The sequence below is a fragment of the Sphingomonas larreae genome (genome assembly GCF_051400595.1).
Lineage (GTDB): Bacteria > Pseudomonadota > Alphaproteobacteria > Sphingomonadales > Sphingomonadaceae > Sphingomonas.
The window spans coordinates 74537-90441 of record NZ_JBLFFI010000005.1; the positions used below are offsets into that span (position 1 = coordinate 74537).

General features: G+C 63.1%; 14 protein-coding genes and 1 pseudogene. 4 read left to right on the forward strand and 11 right to left on the reverse strand.

The genetic code is table 11. The features are described 5' to 3' along the window. The 3 genes from ACMGDM_RS16775 to ACMGDM_RS16785 are packed head-to-tail and all read right to left on the reverse strand — an operon-like array spanning position 1 to position 1149. Positions 1-639, reverse strand: coding sequence for a DUF6927 domain-containing protein (locus ACMGDM_RS16775; protein WP_436805277.1), 639 nt, complete (start codon positions 637-639; stop codon positions 1-3). Between the two features lie 14 nt (positions 640-653). Next, positions 654-1046, reverse strand: coding sequence for a zincin-like metallopeptidase domain-containing protein (locus ACMGDM_RS16780; RefSeq protein ID WP_436805278.1), 393 nt, complete (start codon positions 1044-1046; stop codon positions 654-656). Beyond that, positions 970-1149 carry a hypothetical protein gene (locus ACMGDM_RS16785; RefSeq protein ID WP_436805279.1) on the reverse strand — a complete coding sequence of 60 codons (180 nt, stop codon included), beginning with the start codon at positions 1147-1149 and terminating at the stop codon, positions 970-972. Before ACMGDM_RS16785 ends, ACMGDM_RS16780 begins: the two co-directional genes overlap by 77 nt. A gap of 188 nt (positions 1150-1337) precedes the next feature. On the opposite strand from ACMGDM_RS16785, the gene ACMGDM_RS16790 reads away from it, so the two are divergent. Further along, complete coding sequence (locus ACMGDM_RS16790; protein ID WP_436805280.1) at positions 1338-1835, forward strand: Ros/MucR family transcriptional regulator; 498 nt, start codon at positions 1338-1340, stop codon at positions 1833-1835. A gap of 254 nt (positions 1836-2089) precedes the next feature. After that, a complete protein-coding gene (locus tag ACMGDM_RS16795) occupies positions 2090-2410 on the forward strand; it encodes a hypothetical protein (protein WP_436805281.1) in 321 nt (106 codons plus the stop codon). Positions 2411-3056: 646 nt separating this feature from the next. Here ACMGDM_RS16795 and ACMGDM_RS16800 read toward each other — a convergent pair. From ACMGDM_RS16800 to ACMGDM_RS16810, 3 genes and pseudogenes are all read right to left on the reverse strand, one after another. Next, a pseudogene (locus ACMGDM_RS16800) lies at positions 3057-7271 on the reverse strand (strawberry notch-like NTP hydrolase domain-containing protein). 35 nt (positions 7272-7306) lie between these two features. Then, positions 7307-7885: a DUF7146 domain-containing protein gene (locus ACMGDM_RS16805; protein WP_436805369.1), complete on the reverse strand. Its 579-nt coding sequence runs from the start codon at positions 7883-7885 to the stop codon at positions 7307-7309. A gap of 293 nt (positions 7886-8178) precedes the next feature. Next, on the reverse strand, positions 8179-8400 hold the full coding sequence (locus ACMGDM_RS16810) for a hypothetical protein (RefSeq protein ID WP_436805282.1): 222 nt from the start codon (positions 8398-8400) through the stop codon (positions 8179-8181). Between the two features lie 236 nt (positions 8401-8636). On the opposite strand from ACMGDM_RS16810, the gene ACMGDM_RS16815 reads away from it, so the two are divergent. Continuing rightward, entirely contained in the window at positions 8637-8906 is a 270-nt protein-coding gene (locus ACMGDM_RS16815) for a hypothetical protein (protein ID WP_436805283.1), read from the forward strand. A 4-nt stretch (positions 8907-8910) separates the two neighbouring features. Here ACMGDM_RS16815 and ACMGDM_RS16820 read toward each other — a convergent pair whose 3' ends face one another. Then, a complete protein-coding gene (locus ACMGDM_RS16820) occupies positions 8911-10203 on the reverse strand; it encodes a DUF8535 domain-containing protein (protein ID WP_436805284.1) in 1293 nt (430 codons plus the stop codon). Between ACMGDM_RS16820 and ACMGDM_RS16825 the strand changes: the two genes are divergently transcribed. Further along, the gene (locus ACMGDM_RS16825) at positions 10202-11206 is read left to right on the forward strand and encodes a lytic transglycosylase domain-containing protein (protein WP_436805285.1); all 1005 of its coding nucleotides are present in this window, start codon (positions 10202-10204) and stop codon (positions 11204-11206) included. The two genes, ACMGDM_RS16820 and ACMGDM_RS16825, sit on opposite strands and share 2 nt — an antisense overlap. Positions 11207-11216: 10 nt before the next feature. Here the strand turns inward: ACMGDM_RS16825 and ACMGDM_RS16830 are convergent, their stop codons facing one another. The 4 genes from ACMGDM_RS16830 to ACMGDM_RS16845 form a co-directional block, all read right to left on the reverse strand. After that, positions 11217-12110 (reverse strand): replication initiator protein A, encoded by an 894-nt coding sequence (locus ACMGDM_RS16830; protein ID WP_183945741.1) that lies wholly within the window; start codon positions 12108-12110, stop codon positions 11217-11219. A 476-nt stretch (positions 12111-12586) separates the two neighbouring features. Then, complete coding sequence (repC, locus tag ACMGDM_RS16835; RefSeq protein WP_436805286.1) at positions 12587-13942, reverse strand: plasmid replication protein RepC; 1356 nt, start codon at positions 13940-13942, stop codon at positions 12587-12589. Between the two features lie 857 nt (positions 13943-14799). Beyond that, positions 14800-15297 carry a hypothetical protein gene (locus tag ACMGDM_RS16840; RefSeq protein WP_436805287.1) on the reverse strand — a complete coding sequence of 166 codons (498 nt, stop codon included), beginning with the start codon at positions 15295-15297 and terminating at the stop codon, positions 14800-14802. A gap of 107 nt (positions 15298-15404) precedes the next feature. Further along, on the reverse strand, positions 15405-15866 hold the full coding sequence (locus ACMGDM_RS16845) for a hypothetical protein (protein ID WP_436805288.1): 462 nt from the start codon (positions 15864-15866) through the stop codon (positions 15405-15407). Positions 15867-15905: the final 39 nt, after the last annotated feature.

Sequence of the window (15905 nt, forward strand, 5' to 3'; positions counted from 1 at the left end):
TCAGGCGGGCATTGCAGATGCGGACGGCTTCGCGAAGACCGTTGGGTGGACCTTCGTCACCGGCACGACGGCCCACGGCAGGTCGCGGAAGTTGCGGATACGGTAGTGGCCGAAGCCTGAGGCGCAGCGAACGGTGATCCGGCTGCCCCGCTTCACAACGATGAACTCGGTGCCGGAATGCCCATCCTCGAAGCGGATCGGCACGGGGAAGCGGACGCGCATGCCATCGTCGATCCGCCGCGCGCGCTGGCGCAGCCGCGCGAGACAGCGTCGACGCCAGTCCAGCGCCCCCTCGTTGTCGGTTGCCGGCAGGACGCGAAGGATGCGTTCCGGGCATTCGTCCGAGCACGGCCCCGCGTTCTCGGTTATGTCCTTATAGACGAAGACGTATCCGTCCGCGGCGTTCGGCGTCCACCGCACCTCATAGATGACGGCGATGACGGAGGTGGCGACACCGTTCTCGAGCAGCTCGACAGCGGCATACCAGGCGCGGTTTCCGAGGCACGCGCTTGCGATGACGCGCGCACCGCGCGTGCCGCCACCATCCTGCTCGCGCGAGTAGGTGTATTGGTCGTCCAGATAGGCCTTGGGCGTGGCGTGCCTGCCCATGCTGCTGCGAGGCATTGAAAGCCAACCCATGTCGGGCTCTCCTATTATCGTGGATCATGCCGCGAGCTTCTCCACGTCGCGGGTCTCGGCCTCGGCCGAAATGCACGCAGATAGGCGAAGGCCTGCTCTGCCTTGGTGGCGGCGACGAAGATCGCGCTCTTGTCGGCGCGCAGCACCCGCAGCCAGTCGGCGACGTAGTTGGCATGGCTGTCATGTATCTCGGACGGCAGGCCAAGATCGCTGCAGACCATCGCGCCGGTCAGCTCGGCGACGAGCTCCTCGACGCAGTACGCCTTGTCACCGAACTTCTTGCCGAAGGTCCGATCCAGTCGCGACGAGTGCCCGGTCCAATGGGCATGCTCATGCGTGAGGATGGACGCGTGCGCGTCGGCCGACTTGAAGCTGCCGGCGTGCGATGAGGTTCTGCAGGATGCCATTGGCGGCGATGCTGATCGCGAAGCTCTCGGCCTTGTCGGCGCGACGCTTGCGCACGTTGACGTCGGGAAGGACCAGCTTCGACAGCTTGACGGACTGGATCATGGGAAATCACCCTTAGCTTGCGCATCCGACGTTCTTCCGGACACCAGCTCCCCTCCCCTTCTCTCCATTGCTCGGAGCCGCCTCGGAACGTGACATGTGCTTGCCCGTTCAGTGTTGCTGCGGACGCGCTTTTAGGTATGACGATGCGTCGCGTCCGCGACTGTCCCCCCTGACTACCGGGATCTAATATGACCGAAGAATCGAACCCCGTCGAACTGGCGACCGAGCTGACGATCGCGTGGCTGTCGAACCCGAATACGCGCACCTCGGCCGACGATGTGCCGGCGTTTCTGAAGACGATGCACGATGCCGTGGCAAACCTGAGCAGCGCTCCCGAGGCCAGCTCTGAGCAGTCGCAGACGGAGTACACGCCCGCGGTATCGGTCCGTAAGTCGCTCGCGAACAAGGACCACATCATCAGCATGATCGATGGCAAGCCGTACAAGACGCTCCGCCGCCATCTTTCGACCAACGGTCTGACACCTGACGAGTATCGCGAGCGCTACAAGCTGAAGCCCGACTACCCGATGGTGGCCGAGACCTACAGCGAGGCACGCCGCACAATGGCCAAGAAGATCGGTCTCGGCCGCAAGCCCGGCCAGAAGGTCGCCGAGGCGGCTCCGGAAGCGCCCGCACCTAAGCCGCGGCGCTCCAAGGCGAAGGCGTCCGAGGCCGCCCAGGCCTGATCTTTCGGCCTGTGCTTCTCGCTAAAAGCGTTTGGCTGGTAGCGGACACTGCGCGCTTGCGATGTCCGCTACCCGCAATTTCTGTCACCGGCCCTGTGGGCACGATGCCTGGAAGCCGACGCTAAGCGGAACCGACGTGAACAATCAAAAAGAACAGTTCTCGCCCTATCGCTTCTATGTCGCCCCCGGGCTTTTTTCCCCTTCCAAGGCCTCTTCAGATCCTTCAATCTAGGTGAGATTAGGAGATCTCTCGGGTGACAAAGCTTCACGCACTCGCTGCCGCGCTAGTCATGGCCACATCCGCTGCCCAGGCGCAGGACTTCTGGTCTAACACCTTGCCGACGATTACCGGCACAGACACGCTCGGCACCACATTGCGTGAGCGCGGAGCGTCATCTAGAGCTGCACCTCTCGACGAATGCTCGATCGACGCGCTGTCAGACGCCGAGAAGAACGCGATCTATGCCGAGTTTTTGGAGGTTCGTCGCCGCTCTGGCAACCAGGCAGCGCAGGCATGGATCGGCAGAAAGGGGCGTGAGTTGCGGGCCCAGATGACGTCCCAGGGACGCTGCTAAGCGGCCCAGCTGGAAGATAATTGCAGCAGCCGCAGCCATCTCGGGCATCGTTGGCGTTACAGCGAGGGCGGCGATCAATGCCTTGCTCTGCTATCTGCGCCGCAACCGCTGACGCCCAGAAGCGGCCAGGCCGAAAGCACCCACTTGCGGACTTTCGCAATTCCTGATCCAGTCAGGTTATGCGCCGTCTCTTAGCCACGTTGGCGACCGCGCTCCCGCTTGGGGGGTGCTATATAGGCGACCCGGCGGTCCATGTTGCGTTCGAGAAGGACTTCCGCGGCAGGGTCGATCACAACTGCATAGAAGCAGCGCTGCGGGCTGTTGTCCCGGAGGTGCGACGAGGCACTTACCAAGCTGACGGATTTGGCCCGCGGGGCTTTTTGAGCGGAAGCGTGGTCACACAGTTTGGATACTCCGACCCGTCAGCACGCGGGTATTACTCGCTTGACGTTGCCGCGCAGCAAGACGGGATAACTCACTACTGGCACGAATGGGGCAAGATCGGGACGAAAGTATCAGCGGATGAGCAGCGCAGAGTGCTTCCCTTGCTCACGCGGGCGAACCAATCTGTTGAGCGACGATGCGGATTGTCATTCGCCGGAGCTATGCCGCTAGTCGGAGACGGCTAGGTCCGCTTTCTTCCAAATCACACCATCTTGAGCAGCCGCTCGAGGATTGCGTTCGCCTCGCTGACCGGCACGAAGACGCGCGTGCGATAGGCGATGATCTCGGTGAAGCAGCCCAGCGACTTCAGATAGGCGAGCTGCTGCGCCGGTGCGCGCTCGATCTCGATGCGCTGGGTGCCGTTCACGAACGCGCGCCGGATCGTCATGGGGAAAGGTCGCGTGACATCGACGCTGCGGCCGGACATGACCGAGTGCGCGATGGCGTCGACCGGCAGGTCCTCGCTCTTGGCGATGCCGAGCTTGGTGTAGAGTTGGGCGACGTGCTGGTCGAACACGAGACGGCCGAGCCAGGAGTTGCCCTGCGCGTCGACGATGCGGTTCACCGCGAGGTGGTCTGACGGCAGCGCCGACCAGATCAGCAGGAGCAGCCCCGTCGCGAGACGGATGGTCTCGATCTCGGTCTGACCTGCAAGCTCAGCGACCTCCTCGGCCCATTTCGCCTCGAACGTGGCGCGATCGATCTTGTCCCAGGCGGACTCGAGTAGGTCCGCCTCCCCGATATATTCGCGCCGGCACGGTCGCTGCAGCTCAAGTCGCGGTATGGCTTCGCCCTGCTGATCCATCCACGGCCGCGCGCGCAGCTGCAGCGCGACCTTGCCCGAGCGGGCATTCATGACAAAGGCGGAGTCCCGTGCCTACTTTGCCGTGAAGAGGATGTCCTCGAGCGGGATCGGCGTCTTCTTGCGCGCGATCTCGATGGTGAGGAGGTGCGATGTCGCGCCCGACAGCGGGTCCGTTCGCAGTAACGTGTCGTCGACCACGGTCGCAGTATCGGCCGCGATCGTCTCGACCCCTACATCGAGCGTGCCCGCCTTGCGCGCTGCGGCGACGCGCGTCTCGACCAGCGACAGGAACTCGTCGAGAATGACATTCTGCAGCCCAATCGGCAGCGCCACCAGGCGGTTAAGCCAGCGCTGGATAGGCGGCAGCTCTTCCTTCATGTTGCCGTCGTAGTCGTAGAGCTCCAGCCCGGTACGCGCGCAGAAGTCATCCATCGTGGTGCTGGTGAGCTTTCCCTGATCGAGCAGGTTGAACCAGGTGACCAGCGCGTCCTTGGCATATTCGCTCTCGAGGTTGTCGGCCGGGTCGAACAGGTTCTGCCCGCCGGTCTGGCGCTGCCCGTGGGTGAGCGCACCAAGGCTGTCGAGCCGGCGGGCGATCGTCGAGGTGAAGCGCAGCTCGCCCTTGCAGTCGGTGGTCACCGATGGGAACAGCGGCATGGAGGCCTGATGGGTTCGATGGGTACGGCCGAGCCCCTGGATCGCGCGATCGGCGCGCCAGCCCGGCTCGAGCAGGAAGTGGACGCGCTGCTGCTGGTTCTTGGCGTCCAGGCTGGCGTGGTACGAGCGCCCGGTCCCGCCTGCGTCGGACAAGACGAGCACGCGCTTGGTGCCCGCCATGAACGCCGCGGCCTCGACCTGGCTCGAGCGCGCTGAACGAGTCTCGACCTTCTGGCGTCCGTCGGATGTCGGCGCGAGCCGCTCGGAGCGACCGGTCACCTCTGCGACGTCGTCGGTGCCGAAATGCTCGATCAGCGCGTCGAGCGCCGATTTGATCGGAGGCAAGCCGCAGATGTGCTCGAGCATGACGTCGCGCGCCGCAATTGCGTCCGGGTTGTAGACGGGGTGTCTCGCCTCGTCGGTCATGGGGCGCGAACGTACGGCTCCGGTGTCGTCGCTGTACGTCTCCATCTGGCGCGTAGGGAACGCGCGCTGCAGGTAGTCGGCAATATATTCGGTCAGTGACAGGTCGATCGTCGGATCGGCGCGCTCGTCGGCCGTTATTTGCCCGAGCCTGCGGTCGAGGATCGCCTCGGCCGTCGTCACCAGCTGCAGCACGACTGACTGGTCAGCCTTCAGGTGCTGTTCGATCGCGGCAATGACCGTCGGCAGCTTCATTGCGAGCAGAACCTGGCCGAAGAAGCGCTGCTTGCACGATTGCAGCCGCGATCGCGCCGCCTTGGCACCGCTATTCAGCGTGCCGCCCTCGAGTGCGTCGACGACGTCGGTGAGCTTAAGCGCCTCCTCCATGTTCTGAAGGATCACGCTCCAGGCGTTCGCGTAGGTGTCGTAGATCTCGATCTGCTGGGGGGTCAGCTCGTGCTTCAGCACGTCGTACTCGACGCCGGCGAAGCTGAGCGCGCGCGCGGTGTAGAGCCCGAGCGCCTTAAGGTCACGCGCGACCAGCTCCATCGCAGCGATCCCGCCTTTGCGGATCTCGGAGATGAACGCTTCGCGGTTGGCGAACGCCGTCTCCGGTCCCCACAGGCCGAGCCGAACCGCGTACGCGAGGTTGTTGACGTCCGAGGCGCCTGTCGCAGAGGCGTAGAGCACGCGCGCGTCGGAAAGGTGGTTCTGCAGGAGAACCCCGCAAATGCCCTGCTGCGACCCGTCCTTCTTGCCGAGCGCGCCCTCGCCGCCCGCCACGCCACCCATCTCGTGCGCCTCGTCGAACGCGATAACGCCGTCGAAGTCGGGCCCGGCCCAGTCGAGGATTTGCTGCAACCGGCTGTTGTCGGTCCGCATCGAGCGCAGCGTCGGATAGGTGACGAACAGCACGCCTTCGATGAGGCGGATCGGCTCGTCGATCTTCCAGTTGGAGACCGGCTGCACGTCACCGGCGAGACCGCCGAGCGCCGACCAGTCGCGCCGCGCGTCTTCGAGCAGCGGCTCGTTCTTCGTCACCCAGATGTGGCGACGCCGGCCCTGCAGCCAGTTGTCGAGGATGCAGGCGGCGACCTGACGGCCCTTGCCGGCGCCGGTGCCGTCGCCAAGGAAGAAGCCCTTGCGGTAGCGGCGGCCCTGCTCGTCGATGGTGAGGCGGACACCTTCCTTGGCGGGCTTGAAGGTGCCCGGCAGCAGCTGGTTCCAGGCATGTCCGGCGTGGATCACCGTCTCCAGCTGCGAGGAGGAGAGCAGGCGCTCGGACACAGTGCGCTCGGGTAGGTGCGGAATGTGGGACGGGATCGGCGCCGGGATCGAGCCCATCGCGACCGACTCCACCAGCGCCGTCGGGTGCTCGCCCGCCGCCTCGAAGACGATTCGGCTCGGAGGGTATGGGAGGTAGACACCAACCTGATCGGCCAGCGGCGCCGGCGCGGCCAGCGTCGTATAGCCGACCGGCAGTACCGCGTTGCGAACGGGAGCATGGTAGGTGCGAGCGACAGCTGGCGTCGCTGCGCGTGCGGAGCCGAACAGGGTGACGACGGTCGGCGCCGGCCTCGCCACGGGCGTATCGATCACGAGCTCGGCTCGGGCCGGCACGGTGATCGCGTCGAGAAAGTCCAGAACGGCGCGTCGCTGGATTACCGTGTGCGACGTACCGCCCGCGACCTTGTCGATGACGTAGAGCCTGACCGCGATATTGGTGCCGTGCTTGCGATAGCAGCTCTCGAGCCGCAGCGAGGTACGCACCGTGCAGCCTGTCAGCACCGCCTCATAGGCAGCCTTGAGCTGAGCGCTCGGTGCGAACCAATCCGGCATGATCGCCACAACGCGGCCGCCCTTCGCGACCCGGCGGATGGCGGCCTGCAGATGCCGCAACGCGGCCAGGTTGTCAGCGCCGCGGCCGACGCTGCGCGAGAATGGAGGGTTCATCAGCACGACGGTTGGGCGCTCCAGCGCAGCGTGCAGACTGACGAGGGCAGCGCCGTCGTGGCCGGTGATGATGGCTTGCGGAAAAACGTGCGCCAGCCGCTCGCGGCGCTTGGGATCGATCTCGTTGAGCTGCAGCCCGGCGTGAGACGGCACCTGCACCGCAAGCAGCCCGTTACCCGCGCTCGGCTCGAGCACGATGTCGTCCGGCCCTATCGACGCCATCACTGCCGCGAGCGCGCCGATATCGATCGGAGTCGAGAATTGCTGAAGCTCGATCTGCTCTTCGCTACGGACCGTCTGCGTCGGCAGCCGCTCCATCAGAGCTGCGGCATGCGGCACGCCGGCGAGGGTCGCGAGCGGGTATGGCTGGCGCGCAACGTGCAGCGCGAGCGCATGCTCGAGCATCTCGAAGCTGGCGCGCTGGGTCCAGCGGCCGTCCGCGTCGCTCCCCCCGAGGGCCGCGGTCATGGCGGTGTTAAGGTCTCGCCGCGTAATCGGCATTTCGCCGGCGAGCAGCTCGGCGATCGTCAGCGCGGCCGGGCGATCGCTCACCGGCGGCAGATCGAGAAGGTCGGACATGGAAGGCTCCCTCGGTCAGGCTGCCATCCGGCAGCTCACCGCCCTCCTCCCCCTCCCCTTTCTCCCGCCTCGAGCGCCTCGGCCCAATCGTTGAACGGCGCGGGAGGAAAGTCTGCTTCGATGACGCGCTCGTCAGTCACATAACGGGGTGCGCTACGCGCGACCGCGCGCCGTCCGGCCAGGTCGTTGTCGCCTGCGAGGATCAGCTTCGTCACCGTGGACGGGATCGTCAGTACGTCTAGGCGGCGCGAGCCGAGCGACGCCCAACACGGCAGCCCGCGCAGCAGCGACCAGGCGCGGGCGGTCTCGAAACCTTCAGCAAGCCCGATAGTGGGACCCAGACCACCCCCGCGCCATGCGCCGGTGCCGAGCGTCCCAAGCGTCGCCTTTTCGGTGTAGGCCGCAGTGGCGGGATCAAGGAAGATCCGCTGAAACGCGACTAGGCGCTGCGCTTCACGAACCGCCACAGGGAGGGCGGGCTTGAACACGGTCCGGGGCTTGGGGCCGAGCGGGCATCGCGGATGGAAGCGGACGTCGGTCGGCAGCGGCAGAAGGAAGCGCGAGGCAAGATAAGCTCCGCGCAGGTCCCTGGCACAGGCCGAGCCTCGTTCCAGAGCCTGTCGATGTTCGCAGTACCCGTCGCCCGGGCCGGTTCCGGGGCCACATAGCGCCGACCAAGCGGGATGCGGTCGAGCTCACGCAGCACATCGATCGGGTCGCAACCGGCGAAGCAGGTGACGAGCAGCCCGCGATCGCCCTGCCGGAGCGAGAGGCTGGGTGTTCCATCTGCGTGCGCAGGGCAACGGCACGTTGCCACGTTACCGTGCCAGGATCCTCCGAGCGCCCCGACGAGATCCACCAGCTTCTGCGACGGACGGTTGGCAATGATGGCCATGGCTTGCCTCCATCAGCGCTTCGCGGCGGAAACGCCGGCGATGGTATAGGCGGCGACGGACTCGTCAGCGAAATAGGCTGCGATCAGCTCAGCGTCGTTGTCGCTGTTCGATGCCTCGGGTGTTTGCTCACGGACGTAGTCCGCGAGCGCCTCACGTGCGGCCTGTTCGGTCGGATGGAAGGCGACGATGTTCTTTCGGCCACGGTCGCGGATGACAAGCACGATACGTTGCATGGTGGAGAGACCCCGTGCCTGGGCGGCGGTGACGCAGCCCGTATTGAAGGGAGAGCAAGGCCACCCGAGCAGCCCGCTCCTCCCCTCCCTCTTCGCTCCACTTCTACCCCTGTAGGATTGGGGGTTACTTAGTGCCGGTCCGTTTACCGGGTGCTAAAGCCTGTGCTCGTAAGCTGCCTTGGAACTAAAATCGACCGGCGCCTGTTTGTCGACGCGCGCTTTCAAAAGAGGTGTGGATGTCGCAGTTTTCGGCCGACGAGATTGCCAATTGGATCGCAATCTACCTGGCGGCCGGCATCTGCTGCGCCATCGCGATGGTGCTGTCGGTCACAGTGACCTTGCAGGGGCTCTGGAACGACAAGGTCTGGCAGGATGCCCGTACTGTTCGTGGCGCCGCCCTTCTTCTTCCGAAGGCTTGGTGGCGATGGCAGAAGCTGTATCTGTTATCGACGCCAGTGACACTCGGGATCGTCGGTTCCTTCGCCGCGACCATGAGTTGGTCCTGATCCGCTAAAGCGCGAGTACCGCGGCAATCCGGGCCGGCGCTGCGTCATCCTCAATGTCAGCGGGAGTGAGGCTTAGCAGCTCGCCCATGTGGCGCATCCGCGGATGCGTGATTGCCTTCGCGGCGTGATACTCATCGGTGTCGAAGCCCATTGCCTCCACCACGATCGTGCGCAACTCGCCCGTCATCCGCGATCGCCCTTCAAGCACGAAGTCAGGCCGACACGGGCCGTCCGGCGTCATCGTGTCGAAAAGCGGCTTGCCGATCGCGAGGTCGATGCCGTTGCGGCGGAGCATCCGCTGCGTCTCGAGGATCCGCTTCAGCACCTTCCGCTCGAAGTCGGACTCGACCGGTACGAACAGGCGCCCGCTGTAGATCGGCTGCGCATAGGCGCGGAGCGGTGCGTAACCATGCGCCTCCGGGTATTCGCCGGCGACAACCAGGACGAGGAAAGGCCCGCTGATGCGGTTGCCGCGGATCAAGGGCGACTGGACGCGGTTCGCAATGTGGACTGGCAATCCGTCTGGGACGTGGATCTCGTGACCTTGGACGGCTGGCGCGTAGAGGAGCACGAAACCCTGCGGCGCGTGCGCCTTAGGCCAATTCGGCGCCAGGCTACGCAGCGTCGCATAAACGACATTTGCCTCGAGCGGGCGGGCGTGGGTCCATAGCGCGCGTGCCAGCTCGATCCCGGGCGCAATCTCGATCTTTCCCGCCGCCCGCATGATGGCGGCGAACCCTTCCTTGATCGACCAGTCAGGGCCGGCGCCTAGCGGAGGCACGCTGTTCGAGCCGGCGGTGTCCATCAGCCGCCAGAGGAGACGAGCAAGCCGCGGGGTCGAGGCGTTGCGTGTCCGGTCGTCGTTGCTGTCTTCCTCGGGACGCTGGGCGAGCTTCTCCGGTGCTGGCCGCAGCACCTCAAAGAATCCCGCCGGTGGATCCTTTGGCGTGTTGTGGGAGCGCACCTCGCTGATGCGGTTGGTCACCTGGTCGCGGAAAAAGGGGCACTCCGGACGATGTTCCGGCCGCTTCTCGCTCGTCAGGCGCCGCAGATAGTAGGTTTCGGCCTCCGACAGGAACGCGGGAGTGAGGATCGGCGGGCGCTTGTCTGCGCCGAGGCAGCTGCAAGCAATCCAGCGATGGCCGATGCGTGCGTTCTGGACCAGCGTGATACCGGCCTGCTCATCGTGGAACGAGCCCTCTCCCACGTACCATCGCAGCAGCGCCTCGCGGAGTTGAGGCGGAAGTGGGATGCGATTTGGGCCCTGTCCGTCAGTATCGCGATGGATCAACCACATGCTCGAAGAGACCTTCCGGCACGGTTTAGAGGGCAGTTTCGGCTCCGTTGGCCGTCTTGACAAGCTCGAACAGCTTCTGCCCACTCCTTTGAAGCGACGATTTCAGGAGGATATTGTGCGGCGAACGATCGTTCGAGCGGCCCTAATAGGTGTGGTGCTGACCGGCACGGCGCAGGCAGCGAACCGGAAGCAGCAGTCGTCCAGACGTGTCGAGTTGATTTCGATGACTGCTTTACCGACTGTCGAGAGCGACGGCGTCGCCGCTCCATCGTCGGACGCCGGGGTAGATGCGGCCCTTCCTGCCGAGTTCGCCGTCCACGATCTCAGTCGACGGTACGTCGAGTTTCGTATGAAGCGCGAGCTGGCGGGTCTCGTAGAAGCCGCTCCTGTGTCTCAGGCCACGTTTGCTGCCATCCCTACCTCATCCTCGATTACAGTGCCTGGCTGGATGCGAGCGAACATCCAGACGGTCGCCGCACCCGCCTTCGTTCCAGGTTGCGCGCCACTGGCTTACCGACCGTCGGGATTCCTGTCTCGAGAGGCCGAAGGTCGACGCGCGGCCTATTACGGCATGATGAGCTCGATCGCGTGCGAGCATGGTATCCCGACGGGCTTGTTCGATGCGATGATCATTCGGGAGAGCCGTTACAATCCGCTCGCCGTCTCACCGAAAAACGCGTTCGGCTTCGCGCAGTTGATGCCCGGTACAGCGGCTGGCCTCGGGGTAGATCGCCTTGATCCGTACCAGAACATGCGCGGCGGGGCCCGCTATTTGCGGCAGCAACTCGACAAGTTCGGCCGGGTCCAACTAGCCCTCGCCGCCTACAATGCCGGTCCTGGTCGCGTACGTGACGGCCTGGTGCCCCGGGTTTCAGAAACCCAGGCCTATGTCACCGAGATCATTGCCAACTGGTCGCGGCTGACCGCCTCGCCGGGATCCCCTGTGCTCCGCTCACCCCTCTCGCAGTCACCTCGCCGATCGATCTCGGTTTCACAATTCTGAGTTTCCCAACTTACGCTGCGAGCATACGCGTGCTGTCGCCTTTACGAGGCCGCATCACAACAACGCTACGGACCTTCTTTCGCTTTCGGCCAAGGCTATCGATCGCGGGCTCGTCCTCGATGATGTCACGGAGCTCAACACGATACTCAGGGATGCGATCCTCAGCCTCAATCTCCTTTAAGGTGTTCTTCAGCTTCTTGATTGTCGCGCTGGATCCAATCTTCTGAGCGAAACGCTCGATAGGCATTTCATGCTCGTCCTCTCGGGCGTAGCAGTGTGCAAGCTCATAGAGCCGGCGTTCATAGAGGCTCAGGCGGAAATAGTCGTCGTGGTACTGATAAATCTCGCGGTCTCTCGTGATCGCGCGATAAAGCCACTCGCAGAGGATGACTTTAACGAACTCCAGTTGGTCCGAGCCGTCGGGCATCCGACGGGTCGTCGAAACCGCTTCCGAGAACCAGGAAAACCAGCCCTTACTGCCAGCATTGCCAGTTCGAATGTTCGTCTTGATCTGGGTGCCTTGCAGTCGACCCAGTGCCTCTTGAAAGCGGTCATAATCCCGCTTTGAGGGACGCGACACTCCGGTTGCTCGGAAAAAGTCGTGCGCCGCAAAGACGACCGCGTTGTCGACCCGCTCGCCGCGCCGATGGCGAGCGTTGATGTGCGAGATCGCGTAAAGAACAATCTCTTTGTCGTACATGGTCGCGATACCGCCACCGCTAGGCCGAATTTCGATGCTTATACCCTCGATCTCGTGAACCTGCGGCTCGGTCTGCGGCTTCTTCGCAAGCGAGAAGAGCGGATAATCCATGATGCTTCGCTCGCCCCGGACCTTGCCCTGAAGCGGGCTGTCTAGGTCGAGCAGGTTGAGTTGTGCATTATCGGCTGTGGTGAGCGCGCCCATAGCATTCCTCGCATGTCGACGGTCGTGGTTATAGCCCGAAGCTGCGCCTGAGGGGAGGGTCGAGGCCACAGGGTTCCTAAAAGCACGAAGATTCGAGCCCTTGCGGGGCGAAATCGACGGGTTCTCCAGCGTAAGGAGCCTTAAATGCGCATTTCTAACGCAGGCTCGTGCTTTTAGGAACCGTACCACACATCGGGCCCTAACCCGTGGAAATCGGCCGCTTCTCCAACAACGATGCCTCCCCGCGCGACCTGCGGATCGGCCGATCGTTTTAGGCGTCCGGTGATTGGCCGCGGCGTGTCGGGGGGCCGTCTCCTCGGCGGGCAGACACGGTTCCCAAAAGCACGAGGGAATTTGGCCGTTTTCCGTGAGGAACGGCAATATCGCGAGGGCTGCAGCGCTCCCAGACGCTCGAGAACTGCTGGTGGCTCGTGCTTTTAGGAACCCTATCGCGGCCGTCCCGGACTGTGTTCACGTTACCGCGACGAATCCGGTCGGCGAGCTTCCGTCGCGCGGCGGAGCAACCGATTCGCGATCAGTCCGATGCTTCCTTCGGGAGCGCCGGCGGCAAGCGAGCGCATACCGTCGCTTCGTGTTCGGTCTTTCAGGCCGAACATGGTCTTCCCTAGCCGGAGTTCGGCGTTCGTCGCCTTCTTGGTCATGCCGCGCAGGTACGCGCCGGGTTGCAACACCTCCCCGGACCGGTACTTTTCGACGGTCGCGATCACCGCGGCCGCTGCGCCGCGCTGCCCCATCACGCGGCAGGCGTCACGCCATGCCGATGAGGCGATCCGGTGCTGACCGCTTAGACGCTCGGCCAGCGCGATCACGTTGCCCCACGTCGCCGGCGCGTAATCGAGCGATTGGAGTAGCTCGGGCGCCGCCTCCCGGATGAAGATCGGATCGACACCGTGTTTCTCGAGGTCGCTTTCCACTTCGGTCTGAGGCTGGGCGAGGCGGACGTCGTAATCTTCACTACTCTTCATCGCTAAGCCGTTACTGTGGTCTGCGATAGCAGATTGGAGTTGGGTTGTAGTTGTAGAAAGGGTGTCATCCGGATCATCCGGCCATGAATTTTTATCCGGATTCGGAGACGTCGTTTGTCCGGCTAGAGCCTCGTGGAGAGCAGTCTCGAGAGCACGCCGACGTTCCTCAAGCTGCTGGACGCAAGCTTCGATCATCGGAATGTCACGGCTGCCTCTGATCCGTTCGGCCGCCATGCGTGCCAGCGCGATCTCGTCCTCCGGTCTGAAGCCGCGATACGCCACGTCGAGCGCGGTCTGCGCTATCGAACGAATGCCGCGTCGGGCCGAAGCTAGGCGTCGGGCGAGCTCGTCAATGCGCTTGTCCTCGGCAGCGCCTCGGGCGGCGACTTCGAGAAACTCGCGATACCGGGCTCCCAACGGGCTGAGGATGATGCCGTAAGCCCAGACGATGTTACCATTCCGGTCGCGGTGACCGCCGCGGTTGCCGTTGGGGCTGTCTCGAAAGGTGACGAGACCGAGCTCTTGCGCCTTGTTGAGGATTTTTTGGACCTGGCGAACTGAGATGCCGAGCAAGTGTGACAGCTTATCGTTGCGCGGCCAGACGGTTGGAATGTGCCCGGCACGCCAGTCCTGAGGCATCGACCAGCTGAACATCAGGTCGATTACCTGAACAACGCGATTTGGGAAGCCAAGATAGACGGCGGCCCGTTTCATCGCAGAAAGGACGTGCGCCGGCGTGGTGTCCTTTTCTAGGCCAGAAAATTGGTCAGCAACGGCCAACGCGGCGGCGTTGTGCTGATCGAAGCGGCGCAGGCCCGCCCCTGGGCGTTGGGCGCAAGCGGTCATTCGGTTCTCCCTGACGGGAGCCCGTGCGGACAAGCAAAGCGGTGGCGCGAACCGGCGCGCGGTGGCGTTGCGATGTCGGGAGCAGCCGGCTAAGGAAGAGTTGCCACACGCCTCCTAGCGACTTCTCGGAAAGCCCGCCTAGTGTCGGGCCTTTCTTGTTTGCACGGGTCTCCTCTTTATCTTCGGTTTTACCGGCCAAGCGGACGGCAGCGAGGTGCTGATCGCGGGAAATCTCGCGGAAGTCGAAGTTAGCGGCAGCGCACTTGGCCGTCGCCAAGCGAGTTTCGTGCTTTTAGGAACCGTGTGCTACTTTTGTTCGTGCTTTTGAGAACCCTGTCCGGGAGCGGCTCGTGCTTTCAGGAACCGCGTCTCGACGGGCACACGTGCTTTTGGGAACCCAGTCCAGTCGCCGACTCGTGCCTTTAGGAACTGTGCCCCGCACCGAGTCGCATGGCGCTTCGATTCGGCCTCGTGCTTTTGGGAACCCTGCTCGGCGTCGACAGCTGGGATGCGAGTGCTCGTCGTGCTTTTGGGAACTCTGTTGGCTACGCTCCCGGGACTCGCCTTGCTGAACGCCGCCGCGTTCTGAGGAACCCGATCTATCGAACTCCGCGTAGGTCACCTAATCACGCCGGTTCTGGGACGCTGCGCCGGATATCCTAACCAGCGGAGGAAACCGGTTTGGCTCCAACACGAGAGACGGCCAATCGCTATGCGCCGGTGCTTTTCGCATGTACGGTCTGCGCTGGCCTCAATAAGGCGAGCAGCGTACCCCTCGACCCGCTATTATCGTGCCGATGAGTTCAGAAAAGAAACTCTGCTAGCGCGGCATTCTCTGGCCAACTTAAGATGTTGGACTAGTATCTGGTATGATCAATGCGGTCGTCTTTGCGCTGCATGAGGTCAGTGTAGAGGTCCTTCAGCATCTCGAAGATGGCCTTCTGCACCTTCAAGCCATGCTCGCGGCGAATATCACCAAACTCCAGCCCTTCGACGACGTCCACAAGCGAGGCTATTTTCGTCGCGAGGCCGCCGAATACAACGGCGATGAGGCTTACGACTACCTCCATTTCTCGGCTTGTGACCGGAGCCTTGTCCCGGATCACTTCCTGTGCAAGCGCAGCTTCAAGCTCGCCGACGCCGAGCGAGGCGAGGATCGCTTGAGCCTCGACCATAGTGATTGGGAGCCGATCCCCTTCCCTCAAAATGCGGTTAATACGGCTGCGGCTGTACCCGGTGCGCGCTGCCAAACTTCGTTGACTGACGCCAATAGTGTTCATTTTCGAGACAATGAAGTCCGCGATCGTGTAGGGTCTACTCGACGGCGGGTCGACTTCGTGCTGAAGTACCTCCATTTGCCTATCCCTCCCGGATGACCGCGTACAGGGATAACCACATCAGCCGGGTTTGCAAACCTGCCGCAAACGTCATTTTAACCTATTCAGGCGCTTAGCGCTCTTAGCTACCGGATCGGAAAAACATTCGTTTTGGTTCTCTTGAGCGATTTCTTGTATCGCGAAGCGGCTTCGGCGGTAAGGCCGAGTTTTGTGAGCACCTCTGTCTTGTTTTCCTCCACAACCAGGTCGTACAGGAGTAAGGATACGGTATCACTGAAGGCCACTGAAGCACCAAGAGCTTCCTTAAGGATTTCAGCTGCCGATTCAATCGAGGCAGCACTGGTCTCAAAGATAGTGAACTCGAACTCGATGTTTCCCTCGGATGGTATGATGGCCAAGTGCTCTTTCATATCTTCAGCCGTGTAAAAATCCGGCAATGACTTGGCGCACTCGGCACGCTCGTCCACTACCTGCCTAAAGGTTTGATGAACGCAGGTTTTGTTAGAGAAAAGGCGCACACCTTCGGTCGTCAGCCGGAAGTAGTAGTCGGAAACCTTGAATTTGCACTCTCTTTCCCCGGCCGACATCTTCGCGCCTCATCCCTTTTCCCAAGCTGCTCAGGTTCC